At 64.5% G+C, this 17,836-nt stretch carries 16 protein-coding genes; 12 read left to right on the forward strand and 4 right to left on the reverse strand.

The window, feature by feature from the left end:
* The first annotated feature begins 1 nt into the window (after position 1).
* From LB536_RS07350 to LB536_RS07395, 10 genes are all read left to right on the forward strand, one after another.
* Positions 2 to 1,114: an ABC transporter ATP-binding protein gene (locus LB536_RS07350; RefSeq protein WP_140760704.1), complete on the forward strand. Its 1,113-nt coding sequence runs from the start codon at positions 2 to 4 to the stop codon at positions 1,112 to 1,114.
* The gene (locus LB536_RS07355) at positions 1,107 to 2,120 is read left to right on the forward strand and encodes an ABC transporter ATP-binding protein (RefSeq protein ID WP_224590661.1); all 1,014 of its coding nucleotides are present in this window, start codon (positions 1,107 to 1,109) and stop codon (positions 2,118 to 2,120) included. The genes LB536_RS07350 and LB536_RS07355 overlap by 8 nt, the downstream gene beginning before the upstream one ends.
* 70 nt (positions 2,121 to 2,190) lie before the next feature.
* Positions 2,191 to 3,834 carry a dihydroxyacetone kinase subunit DhaK gene (locus LB536_RS07360; RefSeq protein WP_224590663.1) on the forward strand — a complete coding sequence of 548 codons (1,644 nt, stop codon included), beginning with the start codon at positions 2,191 to 2,193 and terminating at the stop codon, positions 3,832 to 3,834.
* A 72-nt stretch (positions 3,835 to 3,906) separates the two neighbouring features.
* On the forward strand, positions 3,907 to 4,509 hold the full coding sequence (gene dhaL / locus LB536_RS07365) for a dihydroxyacetone kinase subunit DhaL (RefSeq protein WP_224590665.1): 603 nt from the start codon (positions 3,907 to 3,909) through the stop codon (positions 4,507 to 4,509).
* Positions 4,506 to 4,895, forward strand: coding sequence for a dihydroxyacetone kinase phosphoryl donor subunit DhaM (gene dhaM, locus LB536_RS07370; RefSeq protein ID WP_224590667.1), 390 nt, complete (start codon positions 4,506 to 4,508; stop codon positions 4,893 to 4,895). Before dhaL ends, dhaM begins: the two co-directional genes overlap by 4 nt.
* A 21-nt stretch (positions 4,896 to 4,916) precedes the next feature.
* Positions 4,917 to 5,219: an HPr family phosphocarrier protein gene (locus LB536_RS07375; RefSeq protein WP_224590669.1), complete on the forward strand. Its 303-nt coding sequence runs from the start codon at positions 4,917 to 4,919 to the stop codon at positions 5,217 to 5,219.
* Between the two features lie 41 nt (positions 5,220 to 5,260).
* Positions 5,261 to 6,835 (forward strand): phosphoenolpyruvate--protein phosphotransferase, encoded by a 1,575-nt coding sequence (gene ptsP, locus LB536_RS07380; RefSeq protein ID WP_224590671.1) that lies wholly within the window; start codon positions 5,261 to 5,263, stop codon positions 6,833 to 6,835.
* A gap of 9 nt (positions 6,836 to 6,844) precedes the next feature.
* Positions 6,845 to 7,267 carry a hypothetical protein gene (locus LB536_RS07385; protein WP_140760686.1) on the forward strand — a complete coding sequence of 141 codons (423 nt, stop codon included), beginning with the start codon at positions 6,845 to 6,847 and terminating at the stop codon, positions 7,265 to 7,267.
* 39 nt (positions 7,268 to 7,306) lie between these two features.
* Complete coding sequence (gene dhaK / locus LB536_RS07390) at positions 7,307 to 8,293, forward strand: dihydroxyacetone kinase subunit DhaK (protein ID WP_224590673.1); 987 nt, start codon at positions 7,307 to 7,309, stop codon at positions 8,291 to 8,293.
* A 70-nt stretch (positions 8,294 to 8,363) separates the two neighbouring features.
* On the forward strand, positions 8,364 to 9,386 hold the full coding sequence (locus LB536_RS07395; RefSeq protein ID WP_224590675.1) for a nucleotidyltransferase family protein: 1,023 nt from the start codon (positions 8,364 to 8,366) through the stop codon (positions 9,384 to 9,386).
* An 8-nt stretch (positions 9,387 to 9,394) separates the two neighbouring features.
* On the opposite strand, the gene LB536_RS07400 is transcribed toward LB536_RS07395, so the two are convergent.
* The 3 genes from LB536_RS07400 to LB536_RS07410 are packed head-to-tail and all read right to left on the reverse strand — an operon-like array spanning position 9,395 to position 11,112.
* Positions 9,395 to 10,378 (reverse strand): serine kinase, encoded by a 984-nt coding sequence (locus tag LB536_RS07400; RefSeq protein ID WP_224590677.1) that lies wholly within the window; start codon positions 10,376 to 10,378, stop codon positions 9,395 to 9,397.
* On the reverse strand, positions 10,375 to 10,809 hold the full coding sequence (locus LB536_RS07405) for a lasso peptide biosynthesis B2 protein (RefSeq protein WP_140760677.1): 435 nt from the start codon (positions 10,807 to 10,809) through the stop codon (positions 10,375 to 10,377). The genes LB536_RS07400 and LB536_RS07405 overlap by 4 nt, the downstream gene beginning before the upstream one ends.
* A 12-nt stretch (positions 10,810 to 10,821) precedes the next feature.
* Positions 10,822 to 11,112 carry a PqqD family protein gene (locus tag LB536_RS07410; protein WP_224590678.1) on the reverse strand — a complete coding sequence of 97 codons (291 nt, stop codon included), beginning with the start codon at positions 11,110 to 11,112 and terminating at the stop codon, positions 10,822 to 10,824.
* A gap of 731 nt (positions 11,113 to 11,843) precedes the next feature.
* On the opposite strand from LB536_RS07410, the gene LB536_RS07415 reads away from it, so the two are divergent.
* A complete protein-coding gene (locus tag LB536_RS07415; RefSeq protein ID WP_224590680.1) occupies positions 11,844 to 13,751 on the forward strand; it encodes a propionyl-CoA synthetase in 1,908 nt (635 codons plus the stop codon).
* Positions 13,752 to 13,897: 146 nt separating this feature from the next.
* The gene (locus tag LB536_RS07420) at positions 13,898 to 14,980 is read left to right on the forward strand and encodes an acyltransferase family protein (RefSeq protein WP_224590682.1); all 1,083 of its coding nucleotides are present in this window, start codon (positions 13,898 to 13,900) and stop codon (positions 14,978 to 14,980) included.
* Positions 14,981 to 15,339: 359 nt separating this feature from the next.
* On the opposite strand, the gene LB536_RS07425 is transcribed toward LB536_RS07420, so the two are convergent.
* Positions 15,340 to 17,721: a polysaccharide biosynthesis tyrosine autokinase gene (locus LB536_RS07425; RefSeq protein ID WP_140812086.1), complete on the reverse strand. Its 2,382-nt coding sequence runs from the start codon at positions 17,719 to 17,721 to the stop codon at positions 15,340 to 15,342.
* Positions 17,722 to 17,836: the final 115 nt, after the last annotated feature.

The following is a 17,836-nucleotide window of genomic DNA, read 5'->3' on the forward strand; positions in this document are numbered from 1 at the left end:
CATGGCCGAGATCCGCGTCCAACATCTGAGAAAGGCCTTCGGCGATTTCGTCGCGGTGCAGGATTCCAATTTCGTCGTCGAGGACGGTGAGTTCTTCGTCATGCTAGGGCCATCGGGCTGCGGCAAGACCACCACCTTGCGCATGATCGCCGGGCTCGAGCTGCCAACGGGCGGCCAAATCCTGCTCGGCGGCGACGACGTCACCATGCTCAGGGCACGCGAGCGCGACATCGCTTTCGTCTTCCAGCTGTTCGCGCTCTACCCGCATATGAATGTGCGCAAGAACATCGGCTTCCCGTTGCTGGCGCAAGGCATGCCCTCGTCCGAGATCCGCACCCGCGTCGAGGAAACCGCGAAGCTTCTGCGTATCGACCATCTGCTCAACAAGTCCGTTTCCGGTCTTGCCGGCGGCGACCGCCAGCGCGTCGCGCTCGGCCGCGCCATCGTGCGGCGGCCGAAATGCTTCCTGATGGACGAACCGCTGGGGACGCTCGACACCGAATTCCGTGACCTGATGGTCCATGAGTTGCGCGAGCTGCACAACCGCATCCACGCCACGACGGTCTATGTCACGCACGACCAGATGGAAGCGATGTCGATGGCCGACAAGATCGCCGTCATGAACCACGGCGTCATCGAGCAGTTCGGCACACCGCGCGAGATCTACGACCGCCCCGCTACCATGTTCGTCGCCGACTTCATCGGCTCGCCGCCGATGAATTTTCTGGGCTTCGGCGGCGGGCTTCCAAAAGGCGCGAAGGAGATCGTCGTGCAGGGTGCCAAGGTCGCGGTACCGGAGGTGCGCGAGGACATCGCGCCCGCCGACATGGCACTCGGCATCCGCCCCGAACACATCCGCTTCGACGATGCCTCCAAGCTGCGCGGCGCCATCTACGGCACCGAATATCTCGGCACGACGCAGATCGTTGCGGTGGAGACGGCGGACGGCATCATCAAGGCGCGGGTGCCGGCAGAAATCCGGCTCAACACCGGCGACCATGTCGGCCTGACGCTGAACAGCGCGCGGCTGTCGCTGTTCGAAAAAGGCTCCGGGCGCGCGGTGAGAACGGCGATCCACGACACTGCCTCGGAGCGGAGAGTGCAACATGGCTGACGTGCACATCAAGGGCGTGACCAAGAGTTTTGGCGAGCATGTCGCCGTCAACGGTCTCAATCTCCATATAGCTGACGGCGAATTCGTCGTGCTGCTCGGACCGACCGGGGCCGGCAAGACGACGACGCTGCGGCTGATCGCCGGGCTGGAGCGGCCCGATGCCGGCACGATCGAGATCGGCGGCCACGATGCCACGACCCTGTCGCCGGCCGAGCGCGACACCGCTTTCGTCTTCCAGCAATATTCGCTCTATCCGCACCTGTCGGTGTTCGACAACCTCGCCTTCCCGCTGCGCTCGCCGGCGCGGAAAATACCGGAAGACCGGATCCGCCGCCGGGTCGAGGAGGTGGCGAAGATGGTGCGCATCCATCACAAGCTCGCCAACCGGTCGACGAAATTGTCGGGCGGCGAGATGCAGCGCGTCGCCATCGGCCGCGCATTGGTGCGCAAGCCGTCCATCTATCTGATGGATGAACCGCTGTCGTCGCTCGACGCCAAGCTGCGCGCGGATCTGCGCCTGGAGCTGAAGCGCATCCAGTCCGAACTCGGTGCCACCATGCTTTACGTCACCCACGACCAGATCGAGGCCATGACCATGGCAGACCGCATCGGCATCCTCGCCGACGGCGTGCTGGTGCAGATCGGCTCACCGCGGACGATCTATTCCGAGCCGGCAAACCTGCACGTTGCGGCAAGGCTCGGCCAGCCGGCCATCAATCTTCTGCCGACGGGGTTGCTGCCTGACGGCGGCGCGCCGGCCGGCACCAAGACCATCGGCGCACGCACCGAGCACCTGGCGATCGAGAAGGCGCCAAATGGCCATGCCGACGGCGTCGTCGACTGGGTCGAGCATCTCGGCGACCAGAACCATCTGCATGTGACGGTGGGGCCGAAGAAACTCGTTACACTGACCGATCCCGACACCGATCTGGCGCAGGGCGACAGAGTGATGATCCGCTACCGCTCGCCGCTCTATTTCGGCGCCGACGGGCAACGACTGATGTGAATGGTTTTCGGCATCCCCACCAAGGTTTGCCGGCTTCTGATTGACGATTGCGAAATACGGGACGAATTCGATGAAGCACTTTTTCAACCGCAGGGAAACGATCGTCACCGAGGCGCTGGACGGATTGCTGCGCACCACTGGCTCAGGCGACCTCGCACGCCTCGACGGCTATCCCGAGATCAAGGTCGTGCTGCGCGCCGATTGGGACAAGTCCAAGGTTGCCGTCGTCTCCGGCGGCGGCGCCGGGCACGAGCCGTCGCATGCCGGCTTCGTCGGCAAGGGCATGCTGACGGCGGCGGTCTCGGGCGAGATCTTTGCCTCACCGAGCGTCGAGGCGGTGCTGGCGGCCATCCGCGCGGTTACCGGACCGGCCGGCTGCCTGCTGATCGTCAAGAATTACACCGGTGACCGGCTCAATTTCGGCCTGGCGGCCGAGAAAGCGCGCGCCGAAGGTTTTGCCGTCGAGATGGTGATCGTCGCCGACGACATCGCGCTCCCCGACATCGCCCAGCCGCGCGGTGTAGCCGGCACGTTGTTCGTGCACAAGATATCAGGACATCTGTCGGAAGCCGGCCAGGACCTGGCATCCGTTGCGACAGCCGCGCGAGCGGCGGCGAAGGACATCGTCTCGCTCGGCATGTCGCTGTCATCTTGCTCCATCCCCGGCCAGCCGCACGAGGACCGGTTCGGCGCCGATGACGGTGAGCTTGGCCTTGGCATCCACGGCGAGCCCGGCGTCGAACGCATCGCGGTGCAGAGCGCCGACCGGCTGGTGGCTGTCATGGCGGAGCGCCTGGCGGTGCGGCTCGACCCGAAGGCCACCTATGCCTTGCTGATCAACAATCTGGGCTCCGTGCCACCGCTTGAAATGTCTGTTATCGCCAATGCGGTGCTTGTGTCGCCGCTTGCCAAGACCGTCAAGCTGGCGATAGGCCCCGGGCCGCTGATGACGGCGCTCAACATGAATGGCTTTTCGCTGTCGCTGATCAAGCTCGACGCGGCGCGCGAAGCTGCCTTGCTGGAACCGGTCGGCCCACACGCCTGGATGCCGGCAAAGCCGGTCGTTGCGCCTGCTGTCGTATCGATGACCAAGGCAGCCGGACAAGGCGCGGCGCGCAAGGCCAGCCAGGATGCAGGCAACAGGCGCTTGATCGCCACTGTCTGCGAAAGGTTGATTTCGCTCGAAGCGACATTGAACGGGCTCGACGCCAAGGCGGGCGACGGCGACACCGGCTCGACCGTGGCGACCGGCGCGCGCAGCATCCTCGAACGGCTCGAGACGCTGCCGCTTGCCGAGCCCCCAGCGACGCTTGGCGCGGTGGGCGATATTTTGAGTTCATCCATGGGCGGTTCTAGCGGGGTGCTGCTGTCGATCTTCTTCACAGCAGCGGCGCAGGCTATGGGCAGCGGCGCGAAGCTATCCAAGGCGCTGCTAGCCGGGCTTGAACGAATGACCTTCTACGGTGGCGCCAATCCAGGCGATCGCACCATGGTCGACGCGCTGGAGCCGGCCTTGAAGGCGCTCGACGGCAAAGGCTTGGAGGAAGCCGCGATAGCGGCCCGGCGCGGCGCCGAGGCAACGGCCGCGATGGAGAAGGCGAAGGCCGGACGGTCCGCGTATGTCGGCGCCAAATTGCAGGGTGTGGTCGACCCCGGCGCCCATGCCGTGGCCGAGGTATTCGCGGCCGCCGCCACGCTTCTTGTCATGGCCTGACGCATGCTCCAGTTGTCGAACGACCGTTCTTTCGCTACTGCGGGCAAGGTGGAAATCGGGAATTCGGGCGACATGAGAGCGCTGGACCTTTCGAGACTGATCACGGCTGCCGCTGACACGATTGCCGACCACGCCGAGGAATTGACGGCGCTCGATCAGGCGATCGGCGATGGCGACCACGGGCTAAACATGAAACGCGGCTTCGAAGCCCTGCGGTCCGACGCCAATGTGTTCGCCGCAAAGCCGCTGCCCGACGCCCTGAAGGCGATCGGCACAAAGCTGGTGATGACCGTGGGCGGCGCTTCCGGTCCGCTGTTCGGCACATTGTTCATCGCGCTCGGCAAGGAGATATCGGCGGACCCCGACAATGCCAATTTGACGGCTGCCTTCGGCAAGGCGATCGAAGCCGTGGCCGCGCGCGGCAAGTCACAAGTCGGGCAGAAAACCATTCTCGATGTGCTGCAGCCGGTGCGTGACGCGTTGGCCGGGGAAAAGACGGCGGCTGAAATAGCCGACATCGCCGACGCCGCCGCCAAAGCGACCGTGCCGATGAAGGCGCTGCGCGGCCGTGCCTCGTTCCTCGGCGACCGCTCCATCGGCCATATGGATGCCGGCGCGCGCTCGACCGCGCTGCTGGTGCGCACTCTGGCGCAGATCATCGGGGACAAAGCATGAGCAATGTCGGGATCGTGATCGTGTCGCATTCGCCGCTGGTCGCGGAAGGCACGGCCGACATGGTGCGCCAGATGGTGGGCGACGAAGTGCCGCTTGCGTGGTGCGGTGGAAACGGCCATGGCGGGCTCGGCACCAATGTCGAGGCGATCATGGGCGCCATCGACAAGGCTTGGTCGGAAGCTGGCGTTGCCGTCCTTGTCGATCTCGGCGGCGCCGAGACCAACAGTGAGATGGCGGTGGAAATGATCGGCGAGCCACGGGCGCACAAAATCATCGTCTGTAACGCACCGATCGTCGAGGGCGCGGTGATGGCGGCGACCGAGGCGTCCGGCGGCGCCTCGCTGAAAGAAGTGGTGGCGACGGCGCATGAATTGTCGCCGTCGTGAGTGAACAGGAACGTTGAGCATATGTCCGCAACCGCCGAAGCGACTGTCCTGATCACCCACGATGTGGGCCTGCATGCGCGTCCTTCGGTGAAGTTCACCAAGCTGGCCAAGCGCTTTCCCGCAGACGTGGAAATCGCGCTTGCCGCCAAGGGCCCATGGTTCGATGCCAAGAGCATCGTCAAGGTGATGGCAGCCAAGGCGCCGAAGGGCACGGTGCTGCACATCAGGGCCAACGGCGATGGTGCCGATGATGCTATCCGCGCGCTGATCGAACTGGTGCAGCGCGATTTCGACGAGGATGCCGGCCATGTCCGCTCGGCTTGAGGCTGACGCATGCCTTGGCCGGCCCGCGGGGAATGCGGGCCATGCGCATTGAGGGTGTTCCGGCCTCGGCCGGCTACGCCGAGGGGCCTTTGTTCGACCTCGGCCGGCCAGCGGGCATCTACGCGAGCAAGGCAAGCCCCGCCGAGGAGAAGACGTCACTGGAGGCCGCGATCGGCAAGGCGGTGAACCGGCTCGCGGCCATGGTCGGGACCGCCGACAGCGATGCCGCCGACATACTCGAATTCCACATCGCGATGCTCGAAGACGACGCGCTGAGCGGGCCGGCTTTCGCATCGATTGCTTCCGGAAAAACCGCCGACGCGGCCTGGCGGCAGGCACTCGATGCCGAGATCGCCGGCTACGAGGCCTCGGACCAGGATTATTTCCGCGCCCGCGCCACGGACCTGCGCGATATCAGGGACCAGGTGCTGCGCGTCCTGACCGAGGACGGTGACAGCGCGGCACCGGCCGGCGCCATCCTCTACGGCGAGGATATCGCGCCGACGCGCTTTCTCGAAACCGACTGGAGCCATGGCGGCGGCATCGCGCTGAAGGCGGGCAGCACCGCAAGTCACGTCGCCATGCTGGCGCGCTCGCGTGGCGTGCCGATGGTCGTGGGTCTGCGCGAGCCGCTCACCGCTGTTGCCGGCATCGCGCTGCTCGACGCTGAGCACGGCAATATCGTTCTGGCGCCCTCGCCCACGGAGATCGGCTCGTTCCGGCAGTCGTCCTCAGCCTTCGTGGCCCGCCAAGGCGATGCACAGACCTTTCTGGCGCGGCCGGCGGCGACGAAGCGCGGCACCGCGGTGCGCGTGCAGGTCAATATCGCCGACCCCAGGGATGTCGATGCCATCGACATCGCCACTTGCGACGGTGTCGGCCTGATGCGCACGGAATTCCTGTTCGGCAAGACGCTGCCGGATGAAGAGACGCAGTATCGCGCCTATCGCAAGGTGCTGGAATGGGCCAGCACAAAACCGGTGACGATCCGTACCGTCGATGCCGGCGGCGACAAGCCGGTGCCGGGCTTCACCGTCGAGGAAGGCAATCCGTTCCTCGGCCTGCGCGGCATCAGGCTGTCGCTGGCCAGGCTCGACATATTCCGTGTTCAAATAAGGGCATTGCTGCGCGCCGCACCACACGGCAATCTCAAAGTCATGTTTCCGATGATCGCCACACCGGAAGAGTATGAACGCGCCGCCGCCCTGTTCGCCGAGGAACGGGTAGCCCTTGCCACGCGCGGCATCGCGCACGAAATGCCGCCGCTCGGCATCATGGTCGAAGTGCCTTCGGTGGCCATCGCGCCGGAGGCGTTCGCCGGCGTCGCCTTCCTGTCGATCGGTTCCAACGATTTGACGCAATATGTGATGGCGGCCGCGCGCGACAATGCCGCTGTGGCCAAGCTGAATTCTGTTCGTCATCCCGCAGTGCTGAGGCTGATCGGCTCGGTCGCGGCCTTCGGACGGGAAAACGGGATTCCCGTCAGCCTGTGCGGGGATGCCGGCGGCGACCCCGCCGCGATCCCCTCGCTGCTGGAGGCTGGCCTGCGCGATCTCTCCGTCGCGCCGGCGCAACTCGCCATGGCCAAGGCGGCCATCGCGAGCGTCCCGGTCTAGGTGGCTGGCATGATCGACATCAAACCCGAGCCCGGCTCCGAAGAGGCGATCCGCGCCTACAAGACGATCCTGTCACAGGTCATCGACCAGCGCCCGTCCGGTATGCGCCAGCGCCTTGCCGACGCGCTCGGCAAGCACCGCAGTTTCGTCACGCAGATTTCGAGCCCCGCCTATTCGATCCCGATACCGTCAAAGCATCTGCCCGCCATCTTTTCCGTCTGCCATTTCAGCCAGGCCGAGCGCGACCAGTTTCTCGCCGCCTATCATCAGGCACATCCAGGCAAGATCTCGGTCGCCGCGGGCGCGCGCAAGACAAGGCACGTTTCGCTCATCGTGCCGGATTTCGGCGACGACAAGCAGAATGCGGCGCTCGACCGCGCGATCAACGAATTCATCCAGAAGGTCACCATCATCACCGGCAAGAGTGGCTGATTGACCCTTGATGTCAGGCTATTTCGGGAGGAGACGGCCGTGAAGAAATTCATGAACTCGGTGGATACGGTGCTGACCGAGAGCCTCGACGGTTTCGTGGCCGCCCATGCCGGCATCCTGGTGCTTGGCGAGGAGCACAAATTCATCCGCCGCAAGGTGCTCAAGCCGGGCAAAGTGGCGCTGATCTCCGGCGGCGGCTCCGGCCACGAGCCGCTGCATGGCGGCTTTGTCGGCCATGGCATGCTGGACGCCGCCTGCCCCGGCCAGGTGTTCACCTCGCCGACGCCGGACCAGATGCTGGCGGCCGCGCAAGCTGTCGACACCGGCGCCGGCTGCCTGTTCATCGTCAAGAACTATGAAGGTGACGTGATGAACTTCGACATGGCGGCTGAGATGTCGGAAGGCGTGCTTCAGGTGGTGACGAATGACGACGTCGCCGTCGAGAATTCTTCCTACACGACCGGCCGGCGCGGCGTCGCCGGCACGCTGGTGGTTGAAAAGATCGTCGGTGCCGCCGCCGAGCACGGCCTGGCATTGCGGGCGTTGAAGGCGCTGGGCGACCGCGTCAACGACGCGACCCGCTCGATGGGTGTAGCGCTGACCAGTGGCACCGTGCCGGCGGCCGGCAAGCCGACCTTCGACATCGGCGACGGCGAGATGGAATTCGGCGTCGGCATCCATGGCGAGCCCGGCCGCCGCCGCGACACCTTGAAGAGCGCCGATGCGATCGCGCAGGAGATCTGCGCCGCGATCCTTGGGGATCTCGGTGACAGGGCGAAGGGACCCGCGCTGCTGTTCGTCAACGGCTTCGGCGGCACCCCGCTGATGGAGCTCTATCTGATGTACAACAGCGCCCGCCGGATATTCGAGCAACATGGCGTGACGATAACCCGCTCGCTGGTCGGCACCTATGTCACCTCTCTCGACATGGCCGGCTGCTCGATCACGCTGACCCTGCTCGACGACGAATTGACGGGCTGGTGGGACGCACCTGTCCACACGGCCGCGCTGCGCTGGGGCCTATAAGGCTCGCTTCGTCCGCGCTTTTCTGCAACCATTCTGGACTATCCACTTAGCGATGGGTTTGCCCGGATTGATGCTGCCATCCCTCACCTGCGCCGAAGAAAGACTGCTGCTGCGCTTCGCCGATCCCGAGGCCGCGGCGGTCGAGGACGATTTGTCGGCGAAGGCCCTGTCGGCGCTGCTCGACAATGCCGAATTCCACGGCATCCTGCCGATCATGCTGCGCAAGCTCAGGCAGCGCGGCGACGCGCACCTGCCGTCGGACGCTGGCTTGCTGGACAAACTCGACGACCTGCGCCAGAAGGCGACGATCGCCACCGGCCAATCGATGCTGCTGCAGTATCATGGCGACCGCATCATGAAGGGGATGGCGGCCGAAGGCATTCCGGCGCGGATCGTCAAGGGACCGGTCTTCGCGCGAAAACTCTACCGCAACGTTTCCGACCGGCCGTTCACCGACATCGACATCCTCGTCGAGCCCGCCAACCTCGTGCGGGCAAACCAGGTGATCGCGGCATCAGGCTTCGAGCTTGGCAGCAACGAAGCCGAATCCTACCAGCTGCAGGAGTTCAAATGGCTGGAAAAGGAGAACTCCAGCCTGCTGGTCGAGCTGCATGGCGACCTCGTGCACGACACCGGCATGCGGCGGCGCCTGTCGCTGGGTTTTCGCGAGCTGGGCATCATCGACGGCGAGGCGGCGGACACGCCGGCAGCCCTTTTGACGATCGCCATCGTGCATGCGGCCGGAGGGCATAAATTCCACCGGCTGCAGCTTTGCGTCGACGTGCTGCAAGGCGTACGGGCGCTGCAGTCGCCGAAAGCCGAGGAATGCCTGCTCGACGCCGCCCGCATGGCCGGCATCGAGCTCGAGCTCGCGATCGTGCTCAACGTGACCGGCCAGTTGTTCGACGAACCGCATGCGCTCGAACTCGCCGGGCGGATCAAGCCCGATCTGTCGATACGGCTGGCCAAAAAGCTGATCACGGTGAACACCCTGCTCAGGGTCAATTCCCGGGAGAAGATCGGCTCGCGTCTACGTCGCGATGCGTTCCGCTGGATCCAGCGGTTGGCCAAGGCCAGGCCATACCCCGCTTGAAGTGGCCGTCAGCCTCGTGATGTCAATGTGGCGCTTATCAGCGTCGCCGCATCGGCCGGACGCGCCCCCACTTCCAAGGTGAAGGTCGGCACCGAGGCGACCAGTCTGCCGATCGTCGCCAGCCGGCGCTTCTGCAGCGGCAGCAGGCCGGTCATGCCGGTTCGGACATTGTCCATCGCCAGCGCCACCATCGCGTCGGTCCGGGCCATGGGCGCGAGCCGGGTTTGTTCATCGGCCGATCGCGCAAGGTGCAGGAGCGCGGCTACCGGACGGGCGGTCGGGCTTTCGATTTTCACGATCCCGCCCAGCTTTTCCAGCGAAACAGCCTGTTCGCCGTTGCGATCCCAGGATGGCCCGAGGCATGGCGCCACAAGCGGGATCATCCGCGCGGTCTTCTCATGGATCTTGACGTGGCGGGGCAAACCCCAGGCAACGGGCGTGGCGGACGCGACATTCAGGATCATGGCATCGTCGGAGCACAGGCCGAATCCTTGCGTTGCCAAGGCCAGCGATATGGTGGTCTTGCCGGTGCCGCTCGGGGCATGGACCAGCACGACGGCGTCGCTGCCCGGCAGCGTCAGGCCAGCGGTGTGCAGCATATGTTGGCCGCCGGCGTCGAGTGCCGCGTCCAGCATCAGCATTGACGGCGTCCAGGCGGCCTTGCTGTCGGGCACGATGCGGAGTCGAGCCCAGCCCTTCTCGTTGATCTCGACGGTCTGACGTCCCGGCAAGACCAGATGGACGCTGGCGCCGTCCGTGATCATCCGGCAATAGCCGTCGTCCGGTATCTCGCCGTCGAAGACAAGGGATCCGGCGGGGATCTCGTCCAGCGCTTCCGCCTCGACGATGTCGAGATGGAAATCCGCTTCGGTCGAACCTTCGACGCGCAGGCTGGCGAGCATCCTGTCGAAGTCCCGCCATAGCTCGGCGCGGTCGGCCGAAATGCCGAGGACCTGGCCGTTGAGATCATAGAAGGCGCAAGGTCTGGTCAAGCGGGGCGCACTTTCGAGGCACGGTCATGATGGCGATAGATCTCGACCATGCCGGGAAGGCTGTCGCTGACCACCGGCATGCCGTCGAGGCAGACCCAGCAATGCGCCGACAGCCGCGACGCTTGCAGCGACTTCGGATCGACGCCGAAGCGCAACTCCGGATCGAAGCCGGCGAGGCGCAGGAAACGATGGCCGAGCAGTCCTTCCCGCAGGCATCTGCGATCGCGCATCAGCCAGGGACGGCGCACGGCACGGTTGACGCAGGCGACAATGTAGGGGGCTGGCAGACCGCGATAGGGCGTCGGCGAGGCGAGCGGCGCCCATTTCAGCACCTCCTCGAAACTGCGGTTGGCGATGAGGACCGGCATCAGCCGCGCGCTTGCCCAGAGATGGCAGCGGAACAAGGCGCGCAGGAGAGGACTGTCCGCCATCGAGCAGTCCCTTCAGCCATCATGCCCTGGAGCGGCGAGGATGCCTTCCGAGACCAGATCGGCGGCCAGCGCCGCCATGTCCTCGTCAAGCGTGCCCTTGTCGACCTCGAACTCCTCGCAAAGCAGGCCGACGATCTGGCCGAGGCTGCGCGCGCCATCCACCTTGTCGAGAAAAGCTTCGGTCGTGCCGTTGCAGGTATAAAGCTGGCCGCTGCGCGCCAACAGCACGACCGCGCCGTCGCCGACATGCTGAACCGAGGCATCGTCCGTTAATCGCAGAACCGTTCCAGCGGCTATTTCCATCACGAACCCCAAAGCCAAGCAAAACCCCGAAATGAGATAGCGCGGTGGTGGGGCGCTGTCTATCCGGCCGGCTGGGGGACAGCACCGCAGCCCGTGTTTGCGGCAGGCTGTCGCCAGGCCGCAACATCCATCCACGGCAGAAATCGTCCCAGAAATAGTCGTCAGCACGACGCGCCAGGCAGGTGCGTTGACCGGTAGGACCGTTGCTTTTCTTCCCTAAGGTAAGGTAAGAACTCCCCCGGGTCTTGGGGAGATAAGCGTATGCGTTACAACTGGGAGAGGGCTCCGACGCCTTTCGAGCGTCATCGAAAAGCTCTTGCGACAGCCATTTTGATCTTTGGCGGCATCGGCCTCATGCTGGTGGCCTTGCCGATCTAGCGCAATCAACATCTGTCCAGCGAATCCGATTCGTTAGACGGCTATCGACGGGTTGCTCAGCGAGGTTTCCTGTCACCGCGGTGACGCGACGACCGCGCCCTTCAAAGCCCCGGCTGAAGCGCTGTACCAGCACGACGATCACCGCCGGCTTGAATTGGTGGGCTTCCGGCAGGCTGTAGGAGTTCGGGCAGTTCCTCGACTCGATCGATCATCTATGGCGCATGCGCTCACGTCCTCCCCCTCGATACGTAGGTCACGATAGGGCATCTCAGACGAAAATCAGGGAAGACAGCGCCGGAAAAAACAGCATAGGCTGTTGGCAAGACGGCAAATCGATCCTGGGGAGGATGTGGATGGCTTCACGCTATCATGAGGTCTATGACGGCTGGAAGCGCGACCCGGAGAAATTCTGGGCCGACGCGGCCGGCGGCATCGACTGGTATTCGCCGTGGGACAAGGTGTTCGATGCCGCCGCCGGCGTCTATGGCCGCTGGTTCACCGGAGCGACCTGCAACACCTGCTACAATGCCCTTGACCGGCATGTTGCTGGCGGGCGGGCCGACCAGATCGCACTGATCCATGACAGCGCCATCACCGGAACGGTGAAGAAGTTCACCTATGCCGAACTCAAACGCGAAGTGGTGGCGCTGACCTCGGTCCTGAAGAATCGCGGCATCGGCAAGGGCGACCGCGTCATCATCTACATGCCGATGGTGGCGGAAGCGGCCATCGCCATGCTCGCCTGCGCCCGCATCGGCGCCGTGCATTCGGTCGTGTTCGGCGGCTTTGCCTCGCATGAGCTTGCCACCCGCATCGACGATGCGAGGCCGAAACTGATCATCTCGGCCTCCTGCGGCCTGGAGCCGGGCCGGGTCGTCGCCTACAAGCCGCTGCTCGACAAGGCCATCGAGATGTCCCGGCACAAGCCGGACGCCTGCCTGATCCTGCAGCGCGACCAGTTGCGCTGCGATCTGAAGGATCATTTCGACATCGACTATGCCGACGCGGTCGCCCGCGAGCGGGCGGCCGGCGCCAATGTCGACTGCGTGCCGGTGCTGGCCACAGACCCGCTCTACATCATCTACACCTCGGGCACGACCGGCCAGCCCAAGGGCATCGTGCGCGACAATGGCGGCCACATGGTCGCGCTGAAATGGACAATGGACAACGAGTTCGGCGTCGCGCCGGGCGAAGTGTTCTGGGCGGCGTCCGACGTCGGCTGGGTGGTCGGCCATTCCTATATCGTCTACGGACCGCTGCTGCATGGCTGCACCAGCGTGCTGTTCGAAGGCAAGCCGATCGGCACGCCCGATGCGGGCACCTACTGGCGGGTGATCGCGGAGCACGGCGTGGTCGCCCTGTTCACCGCGCCGACCGCCTTCCGCGCCATCAAGGGGCAAGACCCCAAGGGCGAGTTCGTGCCGAAATACGATCTGTCGAAATTCCGCACGCTGTTCCTCGCCGGCGAGCGCGCCGACCCCGAAACCATCAAATGGGCGGAGCAGAAGCTCAACGTGCCGGTGGTCGACCATTGGTGGCAGACCGAGACCGGCTCGCCGATGACGATCAACCCCGCCGGGCTCGGCCTGCTGCCGGTGAAATACGGCTCGCCCGGGGTGCCGATGCCGGGCTACGACATCCGCGTGCTCGACGATGCCGGCCACGAGGTCCCGCGCGGCACGCTGGGCAATGTCGTGGTCAAGCTGCCGCTGCCGGCGGGCTGCCTGCCAACGCTATGGAACGCCGACGCCCGCTTCCGCCAAGCCTATCTCGATGAGTTCCCCGGCTTCTACAAGACGGCCGATGCCGGCATGATCGACGAGGACGGCTATCTCTATGTGATGGCACGCACCGACGACATCATCAACGTCGCCGGGCATCGGCTGTCGACCGGCGCCATGGAAGAGGTGCTGGCCGCCCATCCCGACGTCGCCGAGTGCGCCGTCGTCGGCATCGCCGATGCGATGAAGGGCCAAATTCCGCTGGGCTTCGTGGTGCTGAACGCCGGTGTCGCACGGGACGGTGGCGCCATCGAGAAGGAGGTGGTCGCGCTGGTGCGCGAGCGCATCGGCCCGGTCGCCGCCTTCAAGACCGTGGTGACGATCAAGCGCCTGCCCAAGACGCGGTCCGGCAAGATCCTGCGCGGCACCATGCAGAAGATCGCCGACAACGAAGCGTGGACGATGCCGGCGACCATCGACGACCCCGCCATCCTAGAGGAAATCACGGCGGCGCTGAAGGCGCGTGGGATTGGAGTGTAGGCAGCACTGCCGGCACCTGAGTGGAGCCAACGTTCCGCGATGTTGCGGCACGGCGAACTTTGTGATGACCGCAGGGAGCAATCGTTGATTGTGCAATGCAATATTCCACCTTAAAGTTCCCGCGGGGGGCCATTCGACGGGATCGCATGGCTCAGCAAAAGACAACGTTTGGCGGTATTGATATCCTGCGGTTTCTCGCCGCCGTGCTGGTCATGGTCTACCACTACGGTTTCTGGGTGTGGGCCTATCCCGACGGCATCTCGGCGCAAGCCACGGGCGGCGTTCCGGCGCAGCCCGGTATAGGCGCCTGGGTCGAGTCCGGCTGGGTCGGCGTTGAGATCTTCTTCGTCATCAGCGGTTTCGTCATTGCCTTCAGCGCCGAGAATTCGACACCGCTGCGGTTCTTCGAGGCAAGGGTCAAAAGACTGGCGCCGGCGGTCTGGATCTGCGCGCCGATCACCGCGGCACTGCTGCTGCTCATTGGCTCGAACTGGCCGACCGACGCGGTGGTCAGGCTCGCCCGAACGGCCTTGTTCGCACCCTATGGTCCCTGGGTGGACAGCGTCTACTGGACGCTCGGCATCGAAATCGCCTTCTATGCCATCGTCTGGATCCTGCTGCGGCTCGGCCGCTTCCATCTGATGGAGAGGGTTGCCATCGTCATCGGTCTGGTCAGCACGTCGTTCTGGTGCCTCTATTATCCGCTCGGCTGGTCGGACTTCGCCGAGACGCGCTGGCTGCAACTCATCCTGGTGCATCATGGCAGCTTCTTCGCCGTCGGCGTGCTCATCTGGCTGATGCGGTTCAAGGCGATGACGCCTCCCCGCCTTGCTTTCTGCCTGCTGTTCCTCGGCGGCGGCGTGCTGCAGATCGCGAGTTCCGTCGACGTCCACAGCATCAAGGTCGCAGCCGCCATGCCCTACGCGCCGCCGATCCTGATGTTCCTCGCAGCCATCGCCCTGATGGCATGGTCGCTGCGGCTCGATCTCAGTTGGAGCGGCTGGCGCCGGATCGGGCTGATGACCTATCCGCTCTATCTGATCCACGACGTCATCGGCGCGTCGATGCTCGGCGCCATGGTGCGCGCCGGGCTGCCATATCTCCCGTCGATGGCAATCGTCGGCGCGACCATGATCGCGGCAAGCTGGCTGGTGGCAACCGAGGCCGAACCGCGCATCCGGCTGCTGCTCGACTACACGCTCTTCCGCTACCGGCTCAAGACGGCGTAGGCGATGCGACGCTCCGCTTCATGTCCGGCCGCATGAACGGTGGCGGGACGGCCGACGCTTTGCGCAATTTCGAAATGAAAACCGCAGCCCACTCCTAGAGCGGTTCAGTGTTTGTTGGAATCGCCGAACCGCTCTAACTCTTTGTTTTCACGCAATTCCCTAGGGAAAGCGCTACGCGCTTTTCCCGGGAAAACCGCTGCGCACTTTTCCTGGAATTGCTCTAATGCATGTCGCCCGGAAGTGTCCTCGGTTCCGGGACAACGACATGCATAAAATGAGAAAGCTTACAGCAGGTCGGGCGAATCCTATTCGCCGCGACATGCGACATGCTGTAAGAGAATAGTGGGCGACGACCTGCCTCAGACCGTTGCCTTGCTACGCACTTCCGACTTGTCGAGATAGTAGGTCGAGTACTTGTCGAAGAATTTCTCCGAGGCCCCGATCGATCCGTATTTGGCGAGCTTCTTCAGGTCGACCTTGTTCAGCACCGCGCCGACGATCTTGTTGGCGACATAGGGTTCGGATTCCAGCATCGAGCGCACCATGGCGCGCGGCGTGCGGCCCCATTCGGTGACCAGCACGAAGCCGTCGACGAGCGGCGCGAAGGCCTTGGCGTCGACCACCGGCCCGAGCGGCGGCAGATCGACGACGATGTATTCGAACGTCTCCTTGGCGTTCTCGATGAAGCGGCGCATGCCGGCCGAAGAGAGAAGCTCGCTGGTGTGCGAGAAGTGCCCGCGCGACACGGCCGGGATGATCGCCAGCTTGGTCTGCCTGTCGATCTTGCCGACGGACTGCCAGGTCTGGCCGCTCACCACCGCTTCCATCAACCCTTGCTCGGCTTCCATGCCGAGGCTGCGGCTAAGGCCCGGATTGCGCAGGTCGCCGTCGATGAGCAGCGTCCTGGCGCCGTTGGCGGCCAGCAGCCCGGCGAGATTGGCCGCGACCGTCGACTTGCCTTCGCCGGGCAGGACCGAGATCACGCCGATGACGCGACTGGCTTGCCCTTCCAATACCACGTCGAAGGCGATCTTGGCGCTGCGCAGCGTTTCGGAGAACATCGATGCCGGAGCGTCGACGCTCACCCGCATTCGCGCGCGCCTTTCGATGGCAGCCGGCGTTCTGGCAACCTTGAGATCTGGCTCGCCCGGCTTGTCTTCCTTCGTCGGTTTGCCGCCGATGGTGGGCAGGTAACCGAGGAATTTGAGGCCGACGCGGTCGCGCACCTCCTCGCCGGTCCTGAAGAACCGTTCGTTGAACTCGTTGAGGCCGCCGAAGCCGGCGCCCATCAGAACGCCGAGCACCAGCGAAAGACCGAGCACGACCATGGTGCGGGGGCTCGAGGCGGCAAGCGGCGTCGACGCATCCGAGATGATGCGGATCTTGCCGACAGGGAAGGATTGCTGCTGCGCGGCTTCCTCATAACGGCCGAGGAAAGTCTGGTAGAGCGTCGTCAGCGCCGTCGCCTTCTGGTCGAGTTCACGCAGCTTGACTTGCGACTGGTTGTCGATGGAGCTCTTGCCTTGTGCGGCAGCGACATTGGCCCTGAGCGCTGTCTCGCGCGCCAGAGCCACCTCATACTCGTTGCGGTAGCTTTCGGTGAGTTGCTTCAGCTCGCCGAATATCTGGGCCGAAATGTCTGCCTTTTCCTTGGCGAGCGCCACGGCTTGCGGATGCTGGGCGCCGAAATTCGCCTCGACATCCTGCTGCCGTTTGGCGACCGCGAGATAGCGCGTCTTCAGCGCCGCGATGACCGAGCTGCTTGGCTGGTCGCTCGATATTGCGGCGTCCTTGAAAGCGTTGTCCGAGCCGCTGTCGACGATCGACTTGTACTGCTGGTAGCGGGCGCTGGCACGTGCCGTGTCGGCCTGCGCCACGATGAGCTGCGCGTTCAGGTCGGCAAGCTGCTTGTCGCTCATCAGCTGGCCATCGCTGTTGGCGGAAAGACCATGCTCGGCCCTGAACTTCTCGACCGCGAGCGATGCCTGCCGCGAGCTTTCGCGCAGTTCGGTCAGCCGGCCCTGCAGCCAGACCGCCGCGCGCTCGGTGGCATCAAAGCTGGCATCGAGCTGGTCGGCGAGATAGGCGTCGGCATAGGCCTTGGTGATGGCTTTCGCCAAACCCGGATCCGTCGCCTGGTAGCCAAGCGCGATGACGTAGCTTCGCCCGACGCGATCGGCCCGGATCTCGTTCTGCAGCTTGAGGATGGCATAGTCGCGTCGCGACGTGGCGATCAGCGCATCGCGCGTGGCGGGGTCGAGCTTGGAGATATCGCCGACGCCTGGCATGACCGGGCTCGGACGGACATACTGGATCAGACCGCGGACCAAGCCGACGCCCTGGGCAAGGGCCGACTGCGGCGGGTTCATGAACGCGTCGTTCTGGTCGAGTTTCAGCTTGTCGACGACCACGGCGGCAAGCCGAGTCGAGGTCAGAATTTCGATCTGGCTGAGGATGGCGGAATCGGTCTGCATGGTTGTCGACGCCGCCGAGATGTCGTCGACGATCTTGTTCAGCCCCTCGTCGATCAGCACGCTGGCGACCGACTGGTATTTGGGCGGCGTCGTCTGCAGATAGAGCAAGCCCAGGAAAAGACCGATGATGGCGCACACGCCAACCACCTTGGCCTGCCGCGCGGCCATGCCAAGCAGCCGCTCCACGTCGATGAAGTCTTCGCCGTTTCCTGCGTCCGGATTCGGCAATGGCATCCTCTTGTCGAGAGGAAAGTTGGCATAATTCATCTTCGGTCCAATTCTGGCTTGTCTCGCTCGCAGGCCCCGGGAAGATCGGGAGCATTGGCGGGCGCGACACACACTTGGTGCCGGATGGCGCGGAGCCGGCCGGCCCCTCCGCCGT

It is taken from the genome of Mesorhizobium sp. ES1-3 (assembly GCF_020164795.1).
Classification (GTDB): Bacteria; Pseudomonadota; Alphaproteobacteria; order Rhizobiales; family Rhizobiaceae; genus Mesorhizobium.